The organism is Faecalibacterium sp. Marseille-Q4137, from assembly GCF_017377535.1.
Lineage (GTDB): Bacteria > Bacillota > Clostridia > Oscillospirales > Ruminococcaceae > Faecalibacterium > Faecalibacterium duncaniae.
Genome location: NZ_JAFREK010000044.1, coordinates 1 through 22879, shown reverse-complemented (window position 1 = coordinate 22879; position 22879 = coordinate 1). Strand labels below are relative to the sequence as shown.

The 22879-nt window shown below is 52.4% G+C and carries 21 protein-coding genes and 2 pseudogenes; 12 read left to right on the top strand and 11 right to left on the bottom strand.

Annotation, left to right across the window (positions count from 1 at the left end; all coding sequences use genetic code 11):
- The coding region (locus J3353_RS13695; RefSeq protein ID WP_242700978.1) for a cysteine-rich KTR domain-containing protein at positions 1-71 on the bottom strand (71 nt) is incomplete at its 3' end.
- Positions 72-469: 398 nt separating this feature from the next.
- Here J3353_RS13695 and J3353_RS13690 point away from each other — a divergent pair.
- The 3 genes from J3353_RS13690 to J3353_RS13680 all read left to right on the top strand — a co-directional run bounded on the left by J3353_RS13690 (position 470) and on the right by J3353_RS13680 (position 2652).
- A complete protein-coding gene (locus J3353_RS13690) occupies positions 470-826 on the top strand; it encodes a helix-turn-helix transcriptional regulator (RefSeq protein ID WP_002584957.1) in 357 nt (118 codons plus the stop codon).
- A 201-nt stretch (positions 827-1027) separates the two neighbouring features.
- Complete coding sequence (mobC, locus tag J3353_RS13685; protein ID WP_002584958.1) at positions 1028-1357, top strand: plasmid mobilization relaxosome protein MobC; 330 nt, start codon at positions 1028-1030, stop codon at positions 1355-1357.
- Entirely contained in the window at positions 1318-2652 is a 1335-nt protein-coding gene (locus J3353_RS13680; RefSeq protein ID WP_002584959.1) for a relaxase/mobilization nuclease domain-containing protein, read from the top strand. Before mobC ends, J3353_RS13680 begins: the two co-directional genes overlap by 40 nt.
- Before the next feature lie 201 nt (positions 2653-2853).
- On the opposite strand, the gene J3353_RS13675 is transcribed toward J3353_RS13680, so the two are convergent.
- The 10 genes and pseudogenes from J3353_RS13675 to J3353_RS13630 form a co-directional block, all read right to left on the bottom strand.
- Positions 2854-3063 (bottom strand): transposon-transfer assisting family protein, encoded by a 210-nt coding sequence (locus J3353_RS13675; protein WP_002584960.1) that lies wholly within the window; start codon positions 3061-3063, stop codon positions 2854-2856.
- A 4-nt stretch (positions 3064-3067) separates the two neighbouring features.
- Positions 3068-6415, bottom strand: a complete 3348-nt coding sequence (locus tag J3353_RS13670) for a YodL domain-containing protein (protein WP_207685071.1) — start codon at positions 6413-6415, stop codon at positions 3068-3070.
- A gap of 125 nt (positions 6416-6540) precedes the next feature.
- Positions 6541-6909 (bottom strand): cysteine-rich VLP domain-containing protein, encoded by a 369-nt coding sequence (locus tag J3353_RS13665; RefSeq protein ID WP_002584962.1) that lies wholly within the window; start codon positions 6907-6909, stop codon positions 6541-6543.
- Positions 6906-8981: a type IA DNA topoisomerase gene (locus J3353_RS13660; RefSeq protein ID WP_002584963.1), complete on the bottom strand. Its 2076-nt coding sequence runs from the start codon at positions 8979-8981 to the stop codon at positions 6906-6908. Before J3353_RS13660 ends, J3353_RS13665 begins: the two co-directional genes overlap by 4 nt.
- Entirely contained in the window at positions 8978-9727 is a 750-nt protein-coding gene (locus J3353_RS13655; protein WP_002584964.1) for a DUF4366 domain-containing protein, read from the bottom strand. Before J3353_RS13655 ends, J3353_RS13660 begins: the two co-directional genes overlap by 4 nt.
- Positions 9717-9983: a DUF4315 family protein gene (locus J3353_RS13650; protein WP_002584965.1), complete on the bottom strand. Its 267-nt coding sequence runs from the start codon at positions 9981-9983 to the stop codon at positions 9717-9719. The genes J3353_RS13655 and J3353_RS13650 overlap by 11 nt, the downstream gene beginning before the upstream one ends.
- Before the next feature lie 6 nt (positions 9984-9989).
- On the bottom strand, positions 9990-10712 hold the full coding sequence (locus J3353_RS13645; protein ID WP_002604475.1) for a phosphoadenosine phosphosulfate reductase family protein: 723 nt from the start codon (positions 10710-10712) through the stop codon (positions 9990-9992).
- Between the two features lie 13 nt (positions 10713-10725).
- A complete protein-coding gene (locus J3353_RS13640) occupies positions 10726-12696 on the bottom strand; it encodes a C40 family peptidase (RefSeq protein WP_207685070.1) in 1971 nt (656 codons plus the stop codon).
- A complete protein-coding gene (locus J3353_RS13635; protein WP_002604477.1) occupies positions 12693-13649 on the bottom strand; it encodes a site-specific DNA-methyltransferase in 957 nt (318 codons plus the stop codon). Before J3353_RS13635 ends, J3353_RS13640 begins: the two co-directional genes overlap by 4 nt.
- Positions 13646-14059 (bottom strand): annotated as a pseudogene (locus tag J3353_RS13630) (VirB4-like conjugal transfer ATPase); the annotation flags it as partial. The pseudogene J3353_RS13630 and the gene J3353_RS13635, both read right to left, overlap by 4 nt.
- Before the next feature lie 184 nt (positions 14060-14243).
- On the opposite strand from J3353_RS13630, the gene J3353_RS13625 reads away from it, so the two are divergent.
- From J3353_RS13625 to J3353_RS13590, 9 genes and pseudogenes are all read left to right on the top strand, one after another.
- Positions 14244-15623: a ParB/RepB/Spo0J family partition protein gene (locus J3353_RS13625; protein ID WP_113993208.1), complete on the top strand. Its 1380-nt coding sequence runs from the start codon at positions 14244-14246 to the stop codon at positions 15621-15623.
- 309 nt (positions 15624-15932) lie between these two features.
- The gene (locus J3353_RS13620; RefSeq protein WP_003500157.1) at positions 15933-16289 is read left to right on the top strand and encodes a hypothetical protein; all 357 of its coding nucleotides are present in this window, start codon (positions 15933-15935) and stop codon (positions 16287-16289) included.
- On the top strand, positions 16276-17361 hold the full coding sequence (locus tag J3353_RS13615; protein WP_154251803.1) for a DNA cytosine methyltransferase: 1086 nt from the start codon (positions 16276-16278) through the stop codon (positions 17359-17361). The genes J3353_RS13620 and J3353_RS13615 overlap by 14 nt, the downstream gene beginning before the upstream one ends.
- 4 nt (positions 17362-17365) lie before the next feature.
- Positions 17366-18079, top strand: coding sequence for an antirestriction protein ArdA (locus tag J3353_RS13610; RefSeq protein WP_005927704.1), 714 nt, complete (start codon positions 17366-17368; stop codon positions 18077-18079).
- Between the two features lie 14 nt (positions 18080-18093).
- Entirely contained in the window at positions 18094-19143 is a 1050-nt protein-coding gene (locus J3353_RS13605; protein WP_207685069.1) for a hypothetical protein, read from the top strand.
- Positions 19144-19234: 91 nt separating this feature from the next.
- Positions 19235-19705: a PcfB family protein gene (locus tag J3353_RS13600; RefSeq protein ID WP_007887898.1), complete on the top strand. Its 471-nt coding sequence runs from the start codon at positions 19235-19237 to the stop codon at positions 19703-19705.
- A pseudogene (locus J3353_RS16385) lies at positions 19702-20652 on the top strand (type IV secretory system conjugative DNA transfer family protein); the annotation flags it as partial. The gene J3353_RS13600 and the pseudogene J3353_RS16385, both read left to right, overlap by 4 nt.
- 90 nt (positions 20653-20742) lie before the next feature.
- Positions 20743-22623, top strand: a complete 1881-nt coding sequence (locus J3353_RS16380; protein ID WP_050617384.1) for a recombinase family protein — start codon at positions 20743-20745, stop codon at positions 22621-22623.
- A 26-nt stretch (positions 22624-22649) separates the two neighbouring features.
- A partial coding sequence (locus J3353_RS13590) for a TnpV protein (protein ID WP_207685068.1) occupies positions 22650-22879 on the top strand: 230 nt, incomplete at its 3' end.

Sequence of the window (22879 nt, the reverse complement as noted above, 5' to 3'; positions counted from 1 at the left end):
GTATTATGAAATACTTGAACTCTCGTCTTTCCGTTACAAATCGGACATTTTATCCAATATTTTTTAAGCATTATATTTCACTCGTCCTTTTTACACAAAAAAATGCAGGTCAATCCTCAACATGAGCATTGACCTGCATTTATAATGCACAGAGCAGTACAACAAAACTAAGGCATAGCTTGCACTATGTCTATACTATATCTATACGTCGTTAGTTTTTTGTATAGCATCCGCAAAATAAGCATGACAAAAAAGCCCATGTTGAAAATGGGAAAATCCTTTTTTTCAATGCTTATCTAATACGCATGCTATGCAACATAAACGCCGCCTCCTTTTACATAAATTTTATTTTATCAGAAAATCAGTCTACTGTCAATACACAACAGGAAGTATTTAACCTAATGATATGAATTGTGTGGACATATCCAAAAAGAAAGGTGAACTGTAAAATGTAACAGGGTGAATGAAAATGGCAAAAAGACCCGTACCATTGTACGACTTTAAGGCTTTCGGGGCAGCTATAAAAGCCGCGAGAAATGAATACGGCGAGAGCCGCAAAAAGGTAAGCGACGAGTTATATATTTCCCCGCGCTACCTTGCGAATATCGAGAACAAGGGACAACAGCCGAGTTTACAGGTATTCTATGACCTTGTAACCCGGTATCATATTTCGGTAGATCAATTTTTCTTCCCGAACAGCAATGCGGAGAAATCCACCGGGCGGCGGCAGCTTGACGCGCTGCTGGACGGTATGAGCGATAAAGGCATACGGATTGTAACCGCAACAGCAAGGGAGATAACGGAAGTCGAAAAAGCAGAGGATTAACCTCACAATATGAGAAATCGGGAGATTGCAGCGCATGGCGGCTGCAATCTTTTTTTGCGTCCAAAATCAAAGGAACGCGCAACAAATACCGCCTTTCGGTGGGGGTATGGAGTAGATAGCAAGCACAGCAAACGAGTACCCGTTTGCGGAAAATGCTTGTTGGGATAATCCCAAACCCTTATACCGAAAGGCGGTGCGGAAATGGAAAACCGAAAGAGAAATATACAGATGAAGTTTTACGTTACGGAAGAAGAAAAGCGGCTGATCGACGAGAAGATGAAGCAGCTTCCCATAAAGCAGTATGGGGCATACTTCCGTAAAATGGCGATAGACGGGTATATTCTTGTCGTTGACCGAAGCGACACAAAAGCATATATCCGGGAACTGCAAGCGGTGAGCCGGAACATCAACCAAATTGCAAAACGCGCCAATGCGACGGGGACGGTTTACAGGCAGGATATAGAGGACATTAAAAAGGCGGTGGACGAGATATGGCGGTTACAAAGACGCACCCTATTAAATCAACCTTAAAGGCTGCGATAGACTATATCTTAAATCCCGAAAAGACAGACGGGAAGCTGCTTGCGTCCTCTTTCGGCTGCGGGCTGGAAACCGCCGATATTGAGTTTGCATGGACGCGGGAAGCTGCCGGAGATCGCGGCACACATTTAGGGCGGCACTTGATACAATCCTTTGCGGTGGGAGAAACCACACCGGAAGAAGCGCACAAAATCGGCATGGAACTTGCCGGGGCGGTATTAGGCGGCAAGTATGAGTTTGTTTTGACAACTCACGTCGATAAAGACCATCTGCATAATCACTTGATTTTCAACGCGGTTAGCTTCGTTGACTACAAAAAGTACCATTCCAACAAGCAAAGCTATCACTTTATCCGGCGCACCAGCGACAGGATATGTAAAGAGCATGGGCTATCCGTCGTCGTACCGGGACAGGACAAGGGAAAAAGCTATGCAGAATACACCGCCGAAAAGCAAGGGACAAGCTACAAAGCAAAGCTGAAAACGGCGATAGATACTCTCATTCCCCAAGTGAAAGATTTTGACGAACTGCTGCGCCGCTTGCAGGAAATGGGGTATGAAATCAAACAGGGCAAATACATTTCCTTTCGCGCTGCCGGACAGGAACGGTTTACCCGCACAAAGACGCTCGGCGCGGCCTATACGGAAGAAGCGATAAAGGAGCGTATCAAGGGCGTGTATGTTGCCAAAACAAAAACGCTGCGGGAAGATAAGAAAATCCGGCTTGTCGTCGATCTTGAAAACAGTATCAAAGCCCAACAGTCGGCGGGCTATGAACGGTGGGCAAAAATCCATAATCTGAAACAGGCTGCTAAAAGCATGAACTTCCTAACCGAAAACAAGATTGAGTATTATAGCGAACTTGAAAGCAAGATAGCCGATATTATGACCGCTCATGACGCGGCGGCAAAGGCGGTTAAGGAAGTGGAACAGCGTATGTCTGATTTGTCGCTGCTTATCAAGCACACCACCACATACCGACAGTTAAAACCGATTTACGATGAATACCGAAAATCGCCGGACAAGGAAAAGTATCTGCGGGGGCATGAAAGCGAAATTATCCTGTTTGAAGCTGCGGCAAGGGCATTAAAGGAAATGCAGATAAAGAAGCTGCCCGATCTCGCCGCGCTGCGCAAGGAGTATAGAAGCTTAAACGACAGGAAAACCAAATTGTATGAAGATTATCGGCAAGCCAAGAAGCAAATGCAGGAATACGGCGTTGTCAAAAAGAACGTCGATAGTATTCTTTACCCGTCCCAAAGCAGGGCGCGGGAGCAGGAGCGATAAGGCGCAAAACATGGGGTGGCAAGTGGAATGTTAAGGGCTGAAAACGCCTGTGTTTCTGCGGCTTCCAGCGCATGAAAACGACATAGACGATAAAGTATATTCAAACCCGCAAAAACGGCTTTCTAATTGTCCACGCAAGGACAAAAAAAGAACAGGGGCGCGGTGCCGGAAATCGGCAACCGCGCCCCTGTTCTCTATGGGCTATTCCTCGTCGGTCAAGATAAACTCCCTTTCGGAAAACTCGCTGTCCGTCATGGCTTGCAGCTTGTTCACCGCTGCGGCGGCAAGCTGGCGCATATCCTCGTCCATGTAGGGCATGGCGGCAAGGATATTTTCAAGCGTTGTTTCCCGGCTGTCCTCGGCGTAGATCGCAACAATGTTTTCTTCCTCAATGGTAAAGCGGGTATTCATGCTATCAAACCTCCAAATCCTTTTTATGCTCTTTCTGTTTATCTTTCGGCTGCTGCGCCGCCTGTTTCTTGTATTCGTCCAGCTTCTTCAAAATGGACGGTTTTTTCTGCGGCTGTTCCCGTTTCTCGGCTTTTACCGCTTTTGCAAGGTCGGTAACGGAAATCGCTTCCCCCGCCTTTGCCCGCTGCTCAAAATCTGCAACGGTGGGCGTTTGCGGCGTATTGTTGATAAGCCCGTCAAAATTGTTGTCGTTCTGCTCTATGGTGTCCTCGACGTGCTTTAAGGGATTATCCCGCTGCGGCTGCTCGGCGGCTATGGCATAAGCCTGTGTGCCATTCCCCATAATGAGATACTTCCCGTCCTCCGACGCATGGTGAAAACCAAATCCCGCCGCTTCGATCTGTTCACGGCTCATATCGGTAATATGAAAATTGCCCCTCGGCGTTCTAACGGTTTCACCCGTCAAAAGGCTGTCGGGGGTCGCTTCCGGCTGCTGCTTTTCAAGCTGCCCGTCCTTGTAGGAATATCCTTGCGCCGCGATTGCTTCAAGGGTCTTGCCCGTAACGTCGCCATAAATCCGCTTGTCTGCGTCAACCAGCATTTGCAAAGTGTCTTGTACGGTGTCGGACAAGGCTTGCTGCTGTTCGGGCGGCAGCTTGTCAAATACGGGGGTCTGCTGCTCCTGCAAAAACTCCGGCACTTGCTGAAAACCGATACTGTCTACATAGTGGGCGGTGTCCTCGTCGTTCTGATGAAGCACAACAATGTCGGAAACGGAAAGGCTATGCCCCTTAAAGTCGGCGGGGTGGTCGATATTAAACCTTTCCCAAATGTCGCCCAGCGTCATATCCTTTGTAAGCGGTGCAGTATAGACGAGTTCATAATTTACCCGGTCAATGGTAAGTCCAGCCGCTTGCAGACGGTCATAAGGCTCAAAGCGCAAGTCCCTTGTTTCGTCCCCGCGCTTTAACTGATAAATGGAAAAGGTATCGCCCTGCTCCTGCTCGGCTTGCCGCTGCTGCTGCAACTCGGTAAAATGCCCCTCAATCTCGGTAATGAGTTCCTTTGCGGTGGTCTGTATTGTTTCAAGGGACGCTTTTAACTCGGTCATTTCCTTGCTGCTGCTCCAACCAGCCACATAGCCGAAAGAGTAATCGGAAGTATCAAGGCCGAAATGCTGGCAAACCGTATAAGCGACGCTTTCCGCTTCTACCTCGCAGGTATGGCGGTCAACGCGGTTTTGCTGCTCCGGCGGGGCGTTTAAGTCTACGTCGTGCAGCTTCGCATGGGCGATTTCGTGAATGGCGGTCTTTACCGCCTGTAATTCACTCACGCCCTCTTTGATTGCAATACGCTTGTCGGTCAAACTGAAATACCCATTTGCGCCGTTTGTGATCTGCTCAAATGCAATCGGGACGGGGGACGCTTTTTCAAGGGCGGCGAAAAAATCCTCGTACTGCTCCACATCGGCAAGCAGCGGTTTAACGGAAAGGTCGGGAAACTCCTTGCCCTCGGTCTGCGAAATATCAAAGACGGTTATAACCTTAAAGGCGGGGACGGTGATTTCCTTTTCTTCCTTTACCACTTTTCCCTCGCGGTCAAGCATGGGCTTTCTCGTTTCGGGGTCGATTTTATCAACCAGCTTTTTCACCTTGTAGGGCGCGGGGGCAAAGATTTTAATGCCTTTCTCGCCTTTCTTTACATGGCGGTCAAACTCCTTTTCCCATTGACGGAAGCCCATTACCAAATTGCCGCCCTGCATAGCAATTAGGATAGTGTTATTCAAACTATAATCATGGAACTTTGACATAGCGGTTAGAAACTCTTTGTAGCGGTCGCTGTCAAAAATCGCCTGTACGCCCTGTTCCAAACGCGCGGTGATCTCCTTTACCTTTTCGGCGGGCTTTTCGGAAGTAAGGATAATGGGGACGACGGGGCGGGGCTGCTGCGGCTCTGCGGCCTGTGCGTCTGCTTGCTGCGTTTCGGCTGCGTCCATATAGGCTTTGTCCTGTTCGCCGCGCTCCGGCTGCGGGTAACTCATAATGCGGTATTCTTCCGGCACTTCGCGCCCCTCAAACTGCCGTTCCCACTCGTCGCCGCTTTCCACGATATAGCCGTACTCGGTAAACGCGCCTTTTTCCTGCGCGGCAGCGTTCCTGCCAAAAGTAGAAAGGTCAATGCCGCCTTTCCATTCTTCGGGCATTTGTACCATGCCGGATTGATTTAAGTAATAGTCGCCCAAATCGTGGTAGTTATGTACTTCGGGGATATGGACGTAAAAATCCACGTTGTAGGTGAAGTCAATTACCTGTCCAATATTTGCAAGCCCGTTTTTCTGCTGCAAAGCTGCGTTCAGCTTGCCAACCTCGGCGGGGTCAAGCTGTTCGAGCCGCGCCGCAAGAAAATTGAGTTCGTCCACGTCGGCGGCGCATACCATTTCATAAGGCAAGGCAATATGTTTCTCCGGGTCGTCGGAATAGCCGCGAATGGAAAAATCCTGCGGGTTGTCGGCGGTAATGCCGACGTTCCGCATAGCTTCGTGCAACTGCTCCTTTGTGGCGGGCATATCCAACCAATAGCCGCCGGGGTCGCCCGCGTCAAAGCGGCTGCGGTTGCCTATCATAATAGAAAACTGTTCGCTCATGTGTTCACGCTCCTTTTCCTGCCCGGTATTTTCGGGGATAGCTGCCGCCTGTTGCTGCTGCGGGGGTTCTTCGCCCTCTATGGTGTAGTCCGGCATGAGCATACCGTTTACTTTGAAATAGTCGGCGTACTCCTGCGGGATAGGCGGGGAGATTTCCGTAAACAAGCGGTCATACGCTTTGATACGCCCATTCAGATACTTTTCCATAGCTGCCTTGTCGGTGAAAACCTTTCTATCTTGTCCGGCAATCTTCGCTTGGGTTCTGCTTGGGCTGTTGGTGCGCACGCTCCATGTAAGCGTCCATGAATACGGGATAGATTTCTGCGCTTCTTTGTCGTAGCGGGTATTCTCGTAAATGTAGTAATTCATCTGATATACCCGGTTGCTGCGAATATGGCGGTTATGCTCGGTGGTCTGCCACTCGTTAGCGGTGTGCTGGACGTGCGGCGTTCTCACATATTCAAGTGTTTTATCCAGCAAAAGCGTTCTTCCCGCCTGTTCTTCCCATGCGGCGGCGCGTTCTTTAAGGTCGTCAAAAATCGCCTGTTCTGCCGCCGCGCTTTCGCTGCGCATGGAAAGTAGCTGCGCAATCGGCAAGGAAGCATAAGGGGCAATCTCCCTGTCCTTTGCTTCAAAATATATCCGGCGTTCTATCCGCATGGTTTCGGCGGCTTCTAATTTGTCATGGTCGTATGAGGAATACGGCATATTCTTTCATCACGTCCTTTCTCGGTCATATAAGGGTTTGGGACTATCCCAACAAGCAAAATGCCCGCGCTCTCTATGGGAAGCGCGGGCATTTCTCGCAAACGGGTACTCGTTTGCTGTGCTTGCTATGTAGTTGTTTTTATCCGTAAACGCCTGTTTCTCTCGCTTTGGGCTTTCTGTCTGCGGCGTATCTTTGCCGCGCAATCGGGGCAGTATTTCGCCCGGTTGCTGCCCGCCGCAAACGTGCTGCCGCATACCGCGCAACGCTTCAAATCGGTTTCCCCGCTGCGGGTGATCTGTTCGCAAAGCTGCCTGTCGGCGGGTAATACCGCTTCGCGGAAATAGCGGCATAGCAGCGAATAGCTGATACTCTGCACACAAACGCAAGTTTCCCCGTCGTCCAGCAGCAGACAATTCCCGCAATCGTTGTTTGCACAAGCGGCGCGGGTCATTTTCTTTACGGCGCGGTATTGCTTTTCATCAAGCCTTATCATTTTCGGTTCTGCTCGACGCGGAAGTTTACATACTTGCCGCCTGTGTCGGCAAGCAGCACAACTCCGTCAAAGGTCTTTCCCGTCTTGGTCGAGTACATACCTTTGATTTTTACCTTTCCGTCTTTCAAAAGGGCGGCGGCAATCGCCTTTGTGAAAGCCTTTTTGCGCTGCTCAAAAAAGCGGTCATTCTTCCACATCACAAAGCTGCAAGCCCTGTCGGAGCAGTAAAAGTTTTTCTTGCCCTCGTAAACCGCCGCGCCGCAACGGGGGCAAGTGCCGATTGCTTCCCGCTGCGGGGTAAACAGCTTCGCTTTATCCTCGGAAATCGCGGAATAGGTCTTGACAAGCCCCGCTGTCATTTCCTCAATCCCGCGCATGAAGTCGGCGGGGCTGTCGCTGCCCTTTGCAATCCCGGTAAGGCGCGTTTCCCATTCTGCCGTAAGCTGCGGGGACGTAAGGCTGTCGGGCAGAATAGCGACAAGGTTATACCCGTCCTTTGTGGGGATTAGCTTTTTGCCCTTGCGCTCGGCAAAGCCCGCGCTAATGAGTTTTTCAATGATACCCGCCCGCGTCGCGGTGGTGCCTAACCCTTTGCGCTCCGCGTCCTCCGGCGTGTCCTCCTTTCCCGCACTCTCCATAGCCGAAAGTAACGTATCTTCGGTAAATGCCTTTGGGGGCTGCGTGTAACGTTCGGAGATCTCCGCTGCCGGATTGTCAAAGGTCTGCCCCTCGGCAAGCGGGGGTAAAACCGCTTCCGGCTCTGCGTCCTCGTCCTGTTCCCCGGACGCGGCGCGGGATAGTCTTTCAATCTCGCGCCAACCCTCGCAAAGCGTCGTCCTGCCCTTTGCGGTAAAGGTATAGCCGCCGCAAGTGAAAACCGCCGTAACCGCTTCATACTCATAGGGCGCGGCAACGGCGCAAAGCAGTTTTGCGCACACAAGGGTCATTAGCTTTTTCTCACTTTCGGCAAGGGAAGAAAAGCCCGTTTTCACAAACTCCGCTGTCGGCAAAATGGCGTGATGGTCGGTTACTTTGCTGTTGTCGCAAATCCTCGCAAGGTCGGCTTGCAGCTTCACGCCCTGCATAAAGGGGAGAGCAGCGCAAAGGCCGGTGATAAGTTCCTTTGTGCTGCCCTCCATATCGGAAGTGATATATTTGCTGTCGGTGCGGGGATAGGTCAAAAGCCGTTTTTCATAAAGGGCTTGCGCATAGTCAAGGGTCTGTTTCGCCGTAAACCCATACAAACGGTTTGCTTCCCGCTGCAAGGCGGTGAGGTCAAACAGTTTCGGCGGGGCTGCGGTCTTTTTCTCTTTTTTAAGGGAAGTACAAACGGCCTGCGATTTCTCGCAAGCCGCTTTCATCTGCCGCGCCGCCGCTTCGTCGTCCTGCCTTTCGGAAAGGGCGGCAACGCCGCCAACGTCCAGCCGGACGACATGATATTTCTCTTTCTTAAAGCTGCTGATTGCATAGTCGCGGTTTACCAGCATAGCAAGGGTGGGCGTTTGCACTCTGCCGACATTCAATGTTTTATGGTAGAGGATAGAGAAAAGGCGGGTCGCGTTAATGCCAATGAGCCAATCGGCCTTTGCTCTGCAAAGCGCGGATTGATAGAGGTTGTCATAGCCGCGCCCGTCTTTGAGATTTGAAAAGCCCTCGCGGATTGCACTTGCTTCCATGCTGCTAATCCAAAGGCGGGAAAAGGGCTTTTTGCAATTCGCCTGTTCATAGACAAAGCGGAAAATGAGTTCCCCCTCGCGCCCGCTGTCGCAAGCATTGATAATCTCGGTAACGTCGCTGCGGTGCATAAGGTCTTTGAGAATGGAAAACTGCTGCTCCTTGCCGCTGGCAACAATAAACTGCCACTCCTGCGGGACAATGGGAAGATCGTCGTACTTCCATTTACGGAATTGTTCATTGTAGGTCGCCGCGTCTGCAAGGCTAATCAAATGCCCGATACACCACGACACAAGGTAGCCGCCGCCCTCAAAATATCCGCTGCGCTTTTCATTCGCGCCCATAACGGCGGCAATCGCCGCCCCGACGCTCGGTTTTTCTGCAATTACAAGTTTCATAGATTATCGTCCTCCTGCTCGGTCTGTTCGGTTTCGACTACTTCCGTTTCCTCGTCGTCCTCGTCAAAATCAAGGTCGTCAAGGCTGCTGCTGCCTTTCGCCGCGTCCTTTTTGGGCTTCAAAATCTTAAAGTAGTAGAACGCGCCGCCGCCCGCTGCGGCAACAAGCAGCACGACAAGCAGAATACCCATGCCGCCGCCTTTTTCTTCTTCCGGCGGCTGCTCGGTTTCTTCCGGCTCCGGCTCGGCTTCCACACCCGCGCACTCGCTCATGTTGACGCTGCAAACCGGGCAAGCGGTGTTGACGCTTCCGGCAACGCATTTATCGGTGCAGCTACAAACGGGGGCTTCGGTCTGCCCGTCCTCCATAAGGGCGGTTAAATCCGCTTCGTCCACTTGGTTAAGGAAATGGACGGTATTTTCCCCGTCCTCGGCGCGGTCAATGATGATGTAAAAATAGTTGCCACTTTTGGTAACGACGGTGATAAACTGCTTGTCGCCGGACGCTTCACCCGTTATATCGTCCACAAGGGACATATTCCCGTCCGGGGTAAGGGGCTGCGGCTCATAGCCGCCCGTCGTTTCTTCCGGCTCGGTTTCCGGCGCGGGGGTTTCCTCGGTTACGGGGGTAGGCGTGTCGTCGCTTTCATCGCCACCGCCCGCATAAGCGGTAACAGAAAAGCCGCACATGATAACCAGTGCGGCAAGCAATACGGTAAACTTTCGGATTATCTTTTTATTCTTCATTGTCGTTGTCCTCCTGTTCGGCGGGGTAAGTGGCTTCCGGCTGCGGCAAGGTGATTTCGCCGCTGGCGTAAGCGGAGAGGAACGCGGCAAGCTGCGTCCCGTCAAGGTGTACCGCCTTTACCATTTGCACGATCTGCGCGTTTTCTTCCTCGACTTTCTGCGCTTCAAGGTCTTTCAGCTTCTTTTGCTGTTCAAGGATTTTTGCCCTCGTTTTCTCAATATCCCTTTCGATACGGTCAAGTTTCGTGTTCGCCATAGTCATTTACTCCTTTCCAAACTGTTCTTTCCATGAATAGCTGCGCCCCAATCCCTTAACGGTTTTAAGATAGGGCATAGCGTTTTCTTCCAAAGTCGCCGCCCGGTTAAATAGATCGGGATAGTGTTCTTTGAGATATAAAATCTCTTGTTTCTTCATGCTCGGACAAAAGAAACAGGACGATTTACCCGGCTGCGGCAATCCTGCCGCTTTGATTTCCCGGATACAATCGTCCCTGTTCCAGCCCCATTCTTCAATGAGGGGGTAGCGGTTATGATATTTTTTGTCGGCTTCGTTGTACTTGCGGGAATGTTCATACCGTTTCACTTCTCCCGCGTCATAGCCGATATAGCGGTTGACTTTCTCGCCGCGCTGCCATACTTCGCGGCAAGGCGCATAGTGGTTGCAAAACTTTTCCTGCGGTGCGATTTTGTGTTTCTGCGAACAACGCTTATGCCCGTAGGCAATCGACGGGAGCGTATGAGAGCGCAAGCACTCGGTTTCAAGAGATAGGCGGTTGCCGTAGCGGTCAACATACTGCACAACGGTAATCTGCGGCATACCGTGTTCCGCAAGCCATTGATTGATTATCTCGATAAATTGATAGGTATGCGGGTGTTCCGCGCCCGTATCGGCAAAGGTGATAAGGTCAATCGGGATTTTGTGCTTGTATAGGCCAATAAGTAAGGCGGCACTATTCGTGCCGCCGCCAAAAGATACAATATTCATTTTTCAACTCCTTTTAATTGTAATTTAACCGCCCGTAGGCGTAAAAGTGGGATTGCCAATAGCTGGTGTCCAGCTTTGAATACTGGATAGGGTCGCCACAATGCAGCATGACGGGGCTTCCGTCCCCGTCCTCGCCCACATAAATCCCCACATGGGAAACGCTGGGGGTGTCGTATGTACCCGTAAAGAACACCAAATCCCCCGGCTGCGGGTTAGAAACAGGGGTTGAGATGTTGTAAAGCCCTTGCGCCCCAAGTCTGCCCGTATTGTATAGGCCGCTGTTCGTCAACACATAACTCACAAAGCCGCTGCAATCAAAAGAGGTTTCCGGGGTGCTGCCGCCCCACACATAGGGAAAACCGACGTATTTATCTGCTTCCTCCATGAGCCGCGCAAACTTTTCATCGGAACCCAGCAGCGCGGCGGGTACTTCATAATCGGCGGGCGGGTTTTCATAGTATTTAGACACATAGCCGGATTGCGGGAAAAGGTCGGGTCTGTTTCCCAGCGACGACATATACATAGCGTACATGGATAGCTGTTCTTCGCCCATGATGTAAACGGGGACATGGGAGAGGTTGAAGTTTTCCAAATCCACATGAAGAATGTAATAGTTATAGGGGACTTCAACCGTATAGGGGTTGCCCTCGCTGTCCGTCCTTGTTTCGGTGCGGTAGCGTACCTGTACTTCTTCCTCGACCGTCAAGATATACTGTTTCTCAAAGAGCATTTCAAGGGTGCTTTGCACTTCATCGAGTGTAAACACGCCCTCATGCCACGCGGAAAGGATAGAAATTAGCACATAGGGGTCATGCTCGATCTCGTCCGCGTTTACCCGGTATTCGTCATAGCCGGGGTATTCGCTTTCGATATTGTCCAGCATATCTTGTAACTCGGCTTCCATAGCGGCATACGCGCTTTCCGCGCCCGTTATATCCGCGTCCTCGGAGAGATAGGACGACGCAATCAAGCCGCTGCCGCTGTTGCCGCCAAAGAGGGAGCAAGAGGACAGCCCGCCGAAAAGCAGCAGCACGATAAAGGCAATCCCGCCCACAATCAAGCAGCCTTTCCAATGCCGGACAACAAAGAACGTCGCCCGTTTGGTTTCCTGCGCGGTTTTCTTCGCCGCCTTTGCGGTGGCTTCAGCGGTTTTTTTCGCTTTGCCGCCCGCTTTCAGCGTTTTTGCATACTGCTTTTTAATGCGCTGCTTCTGCCAAAAACGGGAAATGGGGTTGGAGTGCGCAAGCGCGGGGTTATCGTGCAACGCCTTTTGATAGAGAAAATCTGCGTTTGCCTTTACCGCTTGTTTTTCCGCTGCCGCCGCTGCCCGGTAGGGTTTCAGCTTATGGCGGCGTATGCCGCCCTTAACTGCCCGCGCCGCCATGCCGCCCGCTTTCTCTCCGGCAAGTTCTACCCGGTGCCCGCTTTCCACACCGACGTTTTCTTTCTCTACCTCGTAGATTTTCCCATGTACGGTACTGTTTAACTCCTGTGCCGGACGGGATAAGGGGTTATGCCGCAACTTGCCGTTTGGGGGCTTATCCGTCTTTTCAAAGGAAAGGCGCGTCTTTGCCTTGCCTTTCGCTTCGTCAAAAACGCGCTCTTTCTTGATTTTGGTCTGCTTGGGGATAGCCGCCCGCGCTGCGTCTAAACAGTCTGCCGCCTTATCCGATTTCTTGATCGCTTTTTGAAGTTCCGGCGTTGCCCGTTCCGCTTCGGAAAACTGCAAGCGGGAAGAATGGGTTTTAGGCTGCGTCGCGTCAAGGGCTTTTTTCTCCGCGCCTTTTGCTGCGTGTCGCTCAATCTCTGCGCCGATATGCTGCACAACCTTTTCCGCTGCCACCCCTGCGGGGGCTGAATAGTTTTCTTCCTGCGGCCTTTCGCTGATACTGGACGTTTCGCCCGTCGTGAGGTTTTCCGCAACCGCACCGTCGCGGGTCATTTTTTGCGTTACCTTGTCGGGGGCTTTCAGTTCCTTGCTCAATCTTCATCACCTCCAATCCGCTGTTTTGCAAGTTCGCAATAGTCGGGGTTTAACTCAATGCCGATATAGCGGCGGTTAAGCCGTTTTGCTACCATGCCCGTCGTGCCGCTGCCGAAAAAGGGGTCAAGGACAATCCCGCCGATGGGACAGCCCGCCAAAATGCACGTTTCCGCAAGTTTCGGCGGGAACGCTGCGAAATGCCCGCCATGATAGCCGACATTGTTAATCTGCCAAACGTTGCGGCGGCTGCGGACGGGAGAAATCAACTCGTCGGCGTATGCGCCCTTTTCGCGGGGGCGGTTGATTTTCTGCGGTTGGTTTTGCCCCGGAACAGTAACGTTATACTTATTTCCTTTGCTAACTCCGCTTTTCAGCCGCCCCGCCGTTGTGGGGGCTATCGGCTCGGCTACTGCTTGCCAATCGTAATAATACTTCTTTGACTTGGTAAGCAGAAACACATATTCATAGCAGCGGGTCGGCCTGTCCCGCGTGCTTTCCGGCATGGGGTTTGTTTTGTGCCAAATGATAGAACTGCGCAAATACCAACCGTCGCCCCGCAAGGCGAGGGCTACAAGCCACGGAATACCAATTAAATCTTTGGGCTTGCAGCCGGGGGCGCGGTGGTTAAACGCCACTTGCTGCCCGTTCCTGCCTTTGGGGTATTTGGGGTCTTGGTGGTCGGCTTTGCTGCCTGTGCCGCAATAAGTGTCCGCGATATTCAGCCAACAAGTACCCTCCGGCGTAAGCACCCGCTTTACCTCATGGAATACCGCCGTAATACGGGAAACATATTCCTCCGGCGTTGCTTCCCGTCCGATCTGCCCGTCTGCGCCGTAGTCCCGCAAGGCATAGTAGGGTGGGGACGTTACGCAACAATCAACTGCATTTTCCGGCAAGGTTTGAAGCACCTGCAAGCTGTCGCCGCAATAGATTTTGTCCATTTCTATCCTCATGCCGACACCTCGCCGGGTTTGGTCGTCATTACACGATAGAGTTCCGTATCTTGCGGGAAACGGTCAATAAAGGGCAAAATCACGTTGCCATAGAAGATAAGCCCCTCGCCCGCGTCGGAATGGGTTACATAGGTCATTTGCTGCTGCGAAATGTTAAGCTGCTTTGCAAGGATTTCCCTGTCGCCCTGGGCTTGGTTGAGCATATACACAAAATCGCTGTTTTCAAAAATGTTCTCCACCTCGCGGGACGATAACAAATCTTTCACGTTTTGGGTGATACCTGTCGGAATACCGCCCCATTTTCTAAAACGCTTCCAAATCTCAACGCTGTACGCTGCGGTCTGTTCCTCTTTGAGCAGCAAATGAAACTCGTCGATATAGTACCGCGTCGCCTTGCCTTCGCTGCGGTTTGCAACGGTGTACAAAGGGAACATAATAAAAAACTTAATAATGGACTGCCAATCTTACACAAAGTACCGCCCAAACGAGACTACGGGCGGTATTTTTGTATCATGGCGGAGAAAGGAGGAACTTCCCACGGGGGCTTGACTGAAAAGTTGAGCCCCTTTTTTCATGCCAAAAAACAGGAGGTAAATGCTTATGGCAGATGATAAAACCACAAAAACGCCGGAACAGCCGGTAACGGATAGCGGGCCGGGCAAGGAAACGCCTCCCGCTCCCCCAAAAGAGCCGGGGAAGGTTTCCGTTTCCCCGAAGCCGGAAAAAAAGACGGAACCAGAGGTAAAGAACCCACAGGTTTCTGTCTATAACTTCGCTGAAATTATGAAGGAAAAGAAAGTCGAGGAACGGGCGGCAGCTCCCGGCGTGGAAAAGCCTGACCCGGCAAAAGCGGAGAAACCGGAAAAGCAGCCGGAGGCTCCGAAAAAAGCAGAGGAAAAACCCAAAGAGCCGGAACAGCCGAAGCGCCGGGGACGTCCCCCGAAAGCAAATAAGGACAAGGACGCAGCCCCGAAGTCCAAAGCTCCCGCACAGAAACCGGAAAAGGCGGTCAAAAAGGAACCGGAGAAAAAAACGGCTCCAACGATACAGGCCGCTCCCGCTCCGAAAGGACCCGAAAAGCCAAAGGATGCTCCACGCCGGGGCAAGGAGCAGATCGTCTATATCAAGCTGAACGAACTCCACGCCTTCAAGAACCATCCCTTTGAAGTCCGGGATGATGAAGAAATGCGGGCTATGGTGTCCAGCGTCAAGGACAAGGGCGTGACCCAGCCCGCTATCGTCCGTCCCCGTGAGGATGGCGGCTATGAGATCGTGTCCGGCCACCGCCGCCAGAAAGCCAGTGAGCTTGCCGGATATGCGGATATGCCCTGTATCGTCCGAAACCTGACAGATGATGAAGCCATCACACAGATGGTGGAGGACAATCTGAACCAGCGTGAAGAAATCCTCCCCAGTGAGCGGGCCAAAGCCTTAAAAATGCAGCTTGAAGCCATCAAGCACCAGGGCTCCCGCACTTCGGGCCAGATTGACCCGAAGGACGCAGGTAAACGCTCCAACGAGATCGTGGCCGAGCGGAACAAGATGGCCGTCAAGCAGGTGCAGCGGTATATCCGTCTCAATGAGCTGGTTCCAGACCTGATGAAGCTGATGGATGAAAAAAAGCTGGGTTTTACTACGGCGGTGGAGCTTTCCTATATCGGCAAGAAGAACCAGAACTATATCGCCGTCGCCATTGACAGCCAGCAGTCCTCGCCTTCACAGGCGCAGGCAAAGCGTATGCGTGAGTTGGACGAAAAGAAGCTGCTCAACGGGGACGTGATCGACGGCATTATGATGGAGGACAAAAAGGAGGTAGACAAAGTGATTTTGACAGGTGCGGAACTGAGCAAGTATTTCGGCAAGGAAACTACGCCGAGGGAAATGAAGGACCAGATTATCAAGCTGCTGGACGACTGGAAGGGCCAGCAGAAGGAACACGAAAAGCCGGAGAAGAAAAACGAACAGGAAAAGTAAGCCGAAACTTCGGGTCAACGTGGCCCGAGGATTGCGGGGCTCTGCCCCGCGCCCCGAAGCTCTGGAGATATAAATTATTCCCCGTCGCCAGTTATTCCGTAGCATAGCCGGGAAAATCAGTCAAGGGCAGCGCTGCCGCAGGCGGTGCCAGAGGCACCCTTGACGGATTTCTCCCGGTTATGCTTTTTCCCGATCAAGCGACGGGGATATAAATTCTCCAGAGCCGTTCCCCTTCCCGGGGGAAGGGGCGGAGGGGTTGGGCGATACCTTGCTTTTCCCTAAACCAAAACAGAAATGGAGGTTCAACCAATGAAACGACCTTTAGCATACCTGACCGCCGCATGGAGCGGCGAGCCGGATGTTGATATGGAGCTGGCGGCCCACTACTGCCGCCTTGCTTATGAGGCGGGCTTTTCCCCGATCTGCCCGCTCTTGTATCTGCCGCTGTTTTTGAATGACAGCGTTCCCGAGGAACATAAGGCCGGGATCGATATGCGCCGGGATATGCTGCGGCGCTCCCACACCCTGATCGTCTGCGGCAGCGCTGTGGACGAGGATGTGAAAAACGATATTGCGGTTGCCGGACGGCTGGGCATTGCGGCGACAACGCTGGAAGGGGTGCTTGCCGTGAAGGGACACGGCACCCCGGGCCATGCCGGACATTAAGCTGGGGAGCCTTTTCGACGGGATTGGCGTGTTCCCTCTGGCTGCTTCCCGGTGCGGTATCCGTCCGGTCTGGGCCAGCGAGATTGAAAAAGCGCCCATCTCCATAACCAAAAGGCACTTTCCCGACATGGTGCATTTGGGGGATATTACGAAGGTGGACGGCGGGAAAATCCCGCCGGTCCATGTGATAACCTTCGGCTCTCCCTGTCAGAACCTTTCTCTGATCGGCAACCGCTCCGGCCTTGCCGGGGCAAAATCAAGCCTGTTCTATCAGGCGTTTCGTATCATACAGGAAATGAGGGATGCTACTGATAACCTATATCCAGCTATCGCTGTTTGGGAAAACGTCATGGGAGCGTTTTCTACAAATGACCGGATGGACTTTAGAGCCGTCCTATCCGCCTTCTCGGACACCGAAGTTCCAATGCCTCCTTCGGGAAAATGGGGAAACGCCGGAATGGTGCGAGGGGGAACGCCTGATGTGTGCTGGCGGCTCATGGACGCCCAGTATTGGGCAGGCTCCCGAAGGCTGGCACGAAGGCAGCGGATTTTCGTCGTGGCGGATTTTGGAGGCAGATGTGCCGCAGACATACTATTTAAGCCCCGTCCAATGCTCCCACTTCCTCCGCCTTGCGGAGAGGGCGGGCGGGCCGCCGCCGAAGGAGATCGAACAGCTTCTTTTGAAACAGGGCGGCAGATACCAGTCATCCACCCATTTCAGTGCTTCCGTATGCGGGGAGCGGCAAAAAGGCAGGAAGAAACGGCCTTCCGAAACAGCTTCGGATTACCAACTGACCCTTTTCCCACTCTTTTAGCCAGTGATGTAACGCCCTTTGCCTTCTGGTATGAGGGCGACCCGGAGGGCGGCTGTATCCGTTTTCTGACGGAAACAGAAAGCGAACGGCTGATGGGGCTGCCAGAGGGCTGGACAAAGTACGGGGCGGACGGCGTGGAGATTCGGCCTCTGCAACGCTACAAGGCGCTGGGAAATGCGATTGCCCTCCCTTGCGCCGATTACATTATGGCCGGGATTTATGAGGTGCTGGCTGACCGGGCCGGAAAGGAGGAATGAGCCCATGTTTGAAGCCTATATAACCAATACAGCCCTATACCCCTTAATGGGGATTGAGGTAGGGACAACGGTACATTTCCCCATGACGACACAGGAGTTGCAGGCCGCCCTTGCCAAAATCGGGATAGACGGAAAACGGTACAGCGAAGTGTTCTTTACCAGCTTTGACAGTGATGTGCTGGGGCTCTACGATCATCTCTACGAATGTGAGAACATCGACGAGCTGAACGAGCTGGGCCACGCCCTGCTGGAAGTACGGGATAAGGGCGGACTGGAAACCTTTGAAGCCGCTCTTGTCTTAGGAAACCACACAAGGAGCGTGAAGGATTTGATAAACCTGACGCAGAACCTTGACCTTTACCGCTTTTACCCGGATATTTCCGATGATGAAGGGCTGGGCCGTCTTTACGCCGACGAGCTTGGGACTATCGACATACCGGAGCACATTCAGAACTACTTCGATTATGAAGCATATGGGCGGGATGTGCGTATCAACGAGGGCGGCGTATTCGCTCCCGGTGGGTATGTGTCGGCAGTCCCGGAGGGCTTCAAGGAGTATTACCACGGGCCGCAGGACATTCCGCCGGAACACCGGATATTTGCCTATCCTGAAAAGGCCGAGCCTGTCCACTCCATTCTCGCTGCACTCAAACGGTTTCAAGAAGCCCCGCCCGCTCCGAAAAAGGACAAGGCGGGGCCTTCCCATGAAGAACGGTAAGACTTCGGGCCAGCATGGCCCGAAGCATGAAGGAGGTGCATACCATCAACTATTACCCTATCAATGAAGGAGCCGCCCGCCGGGCAAAGGAAATGAACAGCTTTTCCGACTACAAGGAAGGGAGCGCAACGGCGGAATACCGGGCAATGGTGGACAAGGCCGCCGCCATAGCGGAACAGCAGAAATCCCGGGTGGACCCCATGTACCATGAGAAGATCGACCATCTGTTAGACACCTACGCCCGCAAGCTGGCCGAAAACATGAACCAGGGCTTTGCCATTGACGCAAGGGTTCCCTCTGTGATGATCGCCGGACCTGCCAATTTCCCGGTGGGAAAAAAGGAAAAGCAAAACCGGGCTCGGGACAGCAACATGGAGGAATGGCGGTATATTCAAGGGCTTCTGGATAAGATACGCAGTACCGGCATGGGCGGGATCAGCGCCGATGACCCGGCGGTCATCGAAAAGCTCCAGAAGAAGCTGGACGGGCTGGAACGCTCCCAGCTCATTATGAAGGAGGTCAACGCCTATTACCGCAAGCATGGCAAGCTGGATGGCTGTGCGCTACTGTCGCCAGACCAGATTGAAAAGCTGAAAGCAAGCATGGCGTCAAGCTGGCGGAGCGACCCGAGGCCCTTTGAAAGCTACCAGCTTACTAACAACAATGCGGAGATCCGCCGGGTAAAGGCCCGTATCGAACAGCTTTCCAAACAGGCACAGCAGGAATTTTCCGGTTGGGAGTTCGACGGGGGCCGTGTGGAAATGAACCGGGAGGACAACCGCTTGCAGGTGTTCTTTGACGGAAAGCCTGACGCGGACACCCGGGCCGAGCTGAAAAGCAACGGTTTCCGCTGGGCTCCCAGCGTGGGTGCATGGCAGAGGCAGCTCACGGACAACGCCATCCGGGCGGCTGACCGTTTGGAATGTATCAAGCCGCTGTCTGGCGAAAAGCCCTCCCAGCTTCAAAAGAAGCCCTCTATCTTGCAGACCATGCGGGAACAGGGCGAAAAAGTCCAGACGGAGCCGGAAAAGAAAGCTCCGTCCGGCAGGGATGCCGAGCGGTAAGCCTCGGGCCACATTGGCCCGAGGTTTTCTGTTCCCCGAGATTGTACGGGGGCCTCCCGGATAGCGGGAACCCCGACGGAAAGGAGGTTTTATGCAGGAAGAAGTAAACCAAAAAACGGTTGCCCTTTCGATCAGGACAACGAAGCTCACGGGAAAAGTGCTGGCTGCCGCTCTTGGAAAGGTGGCGCGGGCGGTGCAAAAGCACCACCGGAAGGCGCTGACCCCGCAGGGACGCCAGAGCGTAAAAAAGCTGATGAACCACTATGGCGGCAAAAGCGCTATGCCCTATGTGGGAGCCCCAAAGGATTTTGACCGGATTGCGAAGGAGTTCCATGTGGACTACGCTTTCCATAAAGTGAGCCCCGGTCATTACCTACTGTTTTTCAAAGCCAATCAGGCGGACGCTATCACGGCGGCCTTCCAGAAGTACAGCGCAAAGGTGCTGAACAAAGAGCAGGACAAGGCTTCCATCCTCGGCCAGCTTCGGAAATTCACGGAGCAGATCAGGACGCAGGCAAAGGAAAAGCAGCGGACCAGAGAGGCGGTGAAGGACGGACGTTGAGTGACAAGATTAGAAAATATGTGCTCCCAAACCTGCCGTACCTCTTTGTGTTCTGGTTCTTCTCCAAAATCGGGACGGCCTACCGGATCGCCCCCGGCACAGACTTCGGGACAAAGCTCATGGGGATGCTCGATACCTTCCCCAAAGCCTTTGAAACCTACTGGCCGGGGCTTGGCGGTATTGACCTGCTGGTGGGCCTTGCCGGTGCGGCTGGGGTGTATCTGCTGATACAGTCAAAGATCAGGCAGGCGAAAAAATTCCGGCGGGATGCAGAGTACGGCACCGCCCGCTTTGGAACAAAGGAGGATATAAAGCCGTTTGTAGACCCTAAATTTCAGAACAATGTCATTCTGACCGGGACGGAGTTCCTGACCATGAACACCCGTCCGAAAATACCCGCCAATGCCCGGAACCTAAACGCCTGTGTCATCGGCTCGTCCGGTTCGGGTAAGACAAGGTTCTGGCTGACCCCGCAGCTTCTTCAAGCTCATTCCTCGTATGTGGTGGTAGACCCGAAGGGCGGCACCCTCGATCAGTGCGGGCGGTTCCTGCAACGGGAGAAATACAGGGTGCGGGTGTTCAACAGTATCGACTTTTCAAAATCCATGCACTACAATCCGCTGGCCTATATCAAGACGGAAAGCGATGTTTTGAAATTCGTTACTGCTCTGATCGCCAACACCAAAGGCGACGGCAAGGAGGGCGACGAGTTCTGGACTAAAGCTGAAACCCTCTTGTACTGCGCCCTTGTGGCCTACATTGTCTTTGAGGGGCCGGAGGAAGAACGCAACATGAATACGCTGGTGGAAATGATAAACAGCATGGAAGTCCGGGAGGATGACGAAACCTTCAAAAATGCGGTGGACTATATGTTTGACGGGTTGGAACGTCGCAGCCTCCAGCACTTCGCCGTGAGGCAGTATAAGAAATACAAGCTCGCCAGCGGTGATATATGCTCTAAGTGACTTCTTAATCATGATTTTGTCATGGTTAGTGAAGCAATTACTTAGAGCATTTTTGTATCAGGAGGTACAGCCATGAGAAATGAAAAAATTACCCCACTGTACGAGCGCCTGAGCCGGGACGATGAGTTACAGGGCGAGAGCAATTCCATATCCAACCAAAAGCAGATGTTAGAGGATTTTGCCCGCCGGAATGGGCTGCCCAACCCTACGCACTTTACCGATGATGGTATCTCAGGCACCCGTTTTGACCGCCCCGGATTTTTGGCGATGATGGAGGAAGTGGAGGCAGGGCGTGTAGAGGCAATCGTCATCAAGGACATGAGCCGGTTAGGGCGTGACTATCTGAAAGTCGGCCAGGTCATGGAGATTTTGCGGCAGCGCGGCGTACGGTTAATTGCCATCAACGATGGCGTGGACAGTCTGAAAGGCGACGATGATTTTACGCCCTTCCGCAATATCATGAATGAGTTTTACGCCCGCGACACCAGCCGGAAAATCCGATCTGTGTTTAAGTCAAAAGGCATGAGCGGTAAGCACCTGACAGGCACCGTGATTTACGGCTACTTGTGGGATGAAAAGCGGGAACATTGGCTGGTAGATGAGGAAGCCACCGAAGTGGTACGCCGTATCTTTTCCCTCACGCTGGAGGGATATGGGCCTTATCAGATCGCTTGCAAGTTGTCCGCAGACCGGATTGAAATTCCTGTCGTACACCTTGCCCGATTCAACGAAGGTGTGAACCGTTCAAAGCCGGTCAAAGACCCCTATGGATGGGGATCATCTACCATCGTGAACATTTTGAAAAAACGAGAGTATTTAGGGCATACCATCAATTTCAAGACCCGCAAGCACTTTAAGGACAAGAAAAGCCACTATGTTTCTGAGGATGAATGGACGATCTTTGAGAATACCCATGAAGCCATTATCGACCAGCAGACCTTTGATTTGGCGCAGAAAATCCGCAGCAATGTACGGCGTTATCCAAACGGCTGGGGCGAAGCGGCTCCCCTCACAGGTTTGCTCTATTGTGCCGATTGTGGCGGCAAGATGTATGTCCACCGCATCAACAATGGCAGGCGGATTTCTCAATATACCTGTTCCAATTATACCAAAGTTCCGTGTGGGACACTATGCCCTACACAACACCGTATCAATGAGAGTGCTGTTCTGACATTGGTTTCTGACACGCTCCGGGCTATCGCTGAATATTCCAGAAATGACCGGACGGAATTTATTCACACCGTTCAGGAAACGCAGGTTGCTCAACAGAGTGCCGATATATCGAAAAAGCGCAGGCGTCTGGCTGCTGCTCAAAAGAGAACCGGAGAACTGGAAAAACTGATTTGCAAAATCTATGAGGACAATGCCCTCGGCAAGCTGTCGGATGCACGATATAGGGCGCTTGATGCACAGTATGCCAAAGAGCAGGACGCACTTGAGATTGAAATTGCGGAGCTGGAAAAGGCTGTTACCGGCTATGAGCAGAGCCAGAAATCCGCAGAGAAATTTATAGCCCTGATTGATAAGTATGAGAATTTTGACACGCTGACAAACACCATGCTCAACGAGTTTGTAGAGAAAATCCTTGTCCACGAACGCGCCCGAAAAGGCAGCCAGGACACCACGCAGGAAATTGAAATCTACTTCAATTTTTTAGGACGCTATATCCCACCATCCTTACAGCCGGTTCCTTTAACCCCGGAGGAACAGGAAGAACTGCAGAAAAAAGAAGAACGCAAGGACAGGCTTCATCAGAATTATTTGAAGCGGAAAGCCAGCGGCGCACAGAAACAGTATGAGGACAAAATCAAGGCGAAGAAAAAAGCGGAAATGGACGCTAAGAAAGCCCTGATCCGGGCTGAGGATATGAAAAAAGGCGTTTTTTCTACTGTCGGACAGCTGCCGAAAGAAGAACCACGCAAAGGCAGCATAGCAGCCAGCGCAGCAGTCTAATCATCACGAAGCAAAGGAGAATGAATATGAGTAAGTTGACTTACATTCGTTGTGGAGATTATGATATACCCAACCTAAAACTTTCTGAACAGCCGGAAACTTCTATCGGCAAGTACGGCAGAATGCGAAAATCCTACCTAAAGGAACATCGCCCCATTCTCTACAACCATCTGCTGATGAGCGAGAAGCTGTATCCACACCTGTTAGAGATTGAGCGGACAGCACAGGGGCGTGTGGAAACCATGTTGCCTCACAT